The 2,056-nt window shown below is 78.4% G+C and carries 2 protein-coding genes; both read left to right on the top strand.

All coding sequences use genetic code 11. The features are described 5' to 3' along the window. The first annotated feature begins 74 nt into the window (after positions 1-74). The gene (locus tag RH94_RS26180) at positions 75-1,271 is read left to right on the top strand and encodes a lycopene cyclase family protein (RefSeq protein ID WP_073950551.1); all 1,197 of its coding nucleotides are present in this window, start codon (positions 75-77) and stop codon (positions 1,269-1,271) included. Positions 1,272-1,305: 34 nt separating this feature from the next. After that, entirely contained in the window at positions 1,306-2,040 is a 735-nt protein-coding gene (locus tag RH94_RS26175; RefSeq protein WP_073950502.1) for a methyltransferase domain-containing protein, read from the top strand. Positions 2,041-2,056 lie beyond the last annotated feature (16 nt).

The raw sequence follows: 2,056 nt of genomic DNA, 5'->3' as shown, positions 1-2,056 counted from the left end.
CGGCGGGCCGGAAGACTGGCCGGATCAGCAGGCCCGGGAAGGGAGCCGCCGTGGGCGTGGAGCCGGACGCCGCCGTGGACGTGGAGGCGGACGTCGCCGTCGTGGGTGCCGGGGCCGCCGGGCTGTCGCTGGCCCTGCGGCTGGCCCGGCCGCCCGCGGGCGCGCGCCGGGTGACGGCGGTGCTGCTGGCGGCACCGCCGGGCCCGTTCCGCGCGGCGCCGCGCACCTGGTGCTACTGGGAGGCGGGGGCCGGGCCGTACGACGAGGTGCTGACGGCCTCCTGGCAGCGGCTGCGGGTGCGCTCCGGCGACGGCCGGGCGGTGGACGCCGCCATCGCGCCGCTGCGCTACAAGATGCTGCGCTCCGACGCCTTCGAGGCGCTGGCCGGCCGGGAGATCGGGGCGAGTCCGCACGTGACACGCGTCGAGGCCGTCGTGGACCGGGTCGGGTCCGCGCGGGACGGCGCCCTGGTGCACGCCCGCCGGGCCGACGGCGGCCGGGTGGCCGTGCGCGCCCGCTGGGTGTTCGACTCCCGGCCGCCCGAGCACCTGCCCCCGGCCCGCACCACGCTGCTGCAGCACTTCCGCGGCTGGTTCGTCCGCACCCGCCGGCCGGTGTTCGACCCCGCCACCGTGGAGCTGATGGACTTCCGCACCCCCCAGCCCGCGCACGGCCTGTCGTTCGGTTACGTCCTGCCGACCGGACCGCGCGAGGCGCTCGTCGAGTACACGGAGTTCTCCCGTCGCGCGCTCGACCGGGACGCGTACGACCGCGCGCTGCGGCACTACACCACCCGGATCCTGGGCGTCGGCGACCACGAGGTCACCGCGTGCGAACAGGGTGCGATCCCGATGACGGACGCGGACTTCCCCCGGCGGGCCGGCGCGTCCGTGTTCCGGATCGGGGCCGCGGCCGGGGCCACCCGGCCCGCGACGGGCTACACCTTCAGCGCCGTGCAGCGCCAGACCCGCGCCGTGGCCGCCGCGCTGCACGCCGGACGCCGGCCCCTCCCCCCGCGCGCCCACTCCGCCCGCTCCCGGCTCATGGACGCCGTGCTGCTGCACGCCCTCGACCACGGCCGGGTGGACGGCCCGGCCTTCTTCACCCGCCTGTTCGCGCGCGTACCCGCGCCCCGCCTGCTGCGCTTCCTGGACGGCCGCACCAGCCTGCCGGAGGACCTGTCCGTCGGCCTGCACGTGCCCGTCCCCGCGATGCTCGGCTCCGCCCTCGCCCTGCCCTTCGTGCCGCGCCGGAACTCCCCCGCCGCCTGACGCCCCGTACCCCCACTCCCCTCCTGGAGATGGCATGCCCGTACTGCGCGACGCCGACCTGGCCGCCGCGTTCGACCACGCCGCCCGCGGCTACGACACGCTGGCGGCGGCCAATCCCGGCTACCACGCCCATCTGCGCCGCTCCGCCCGGCGCCTCGGCCTGACCCGCGGCGGTCCGGGCCCGAGAGTGCTGGACCTCGGCTGCGGCACGGGCGCCTCGACGGCGGCCCTGGCCGCCGTGCTGCCCGGCGCGGACATCACCGCCGTCGACGCCTCGGCCGGCATGCTGCGGCGGGCGGCCCGCCGGCCGTGGCCCCGGTCCGTGCGCTTCGTGCACGCCCCGGTGGAACGCCTGGCCGAAGCCGGGGTGCGCGGCCCGTTCGACGCGGTCTTCGCCGCGTACCTGCTGCGCAATGCCGCCGCCCCGGACGCCGTGCTCGCCTCCGCGTGGCGACTGCTCGTGCCGCACGGCCGGCTGGCGGTGCACGAGTACGCGCTGAGCGGGCGGGCGGCGCACCGGGCGGTGTGGAACGCGGTGTGCGGCGGGCTGGTCCTGCCGGTCGCGACGCTGCTCGGCGACGGGCCGCTCTACCGGCACCTGTGGCACAGCGTCGTCGCCTTCGACACGGCCGGGCAGCTCGCCGAGCGCGTGCGGCGGGCCGGGTTCGAGCGGGTGCGGGTGCTGCCGTTGCCGGGCTGGCAGACCGGCATCACCCACACCGTCGTCGCCCGCCGCCCGTCCGCCGCCACGAAGGAGGCGGGACGATGACCGGCCCGCGCCGCCC

Source organism: Streptomyces kebangsaanensis (assembly GCF_001906585.1).
Lineage (GTDB): Bacteria > Actinomycetota > Actinomycetes > Streptomycetales > Streptomycetaceae > Streptomyces > Streptomyces kebangsaanensis.
Note: the sequence above shows the minus strand (reverse complement) of the source record. Positions and strands in the feature narration are given on the sequence as shown.

What these genes read in the sequence shown, in the direction of transcription:
- RH94_RS26175 (WP_073950502.1), top strand. Translation starts at nt 1,306, where the DNA reads ATGCCCGTACTGCGCGACGCCGACCTGGCCGCCGCGTTCGACCACGCC.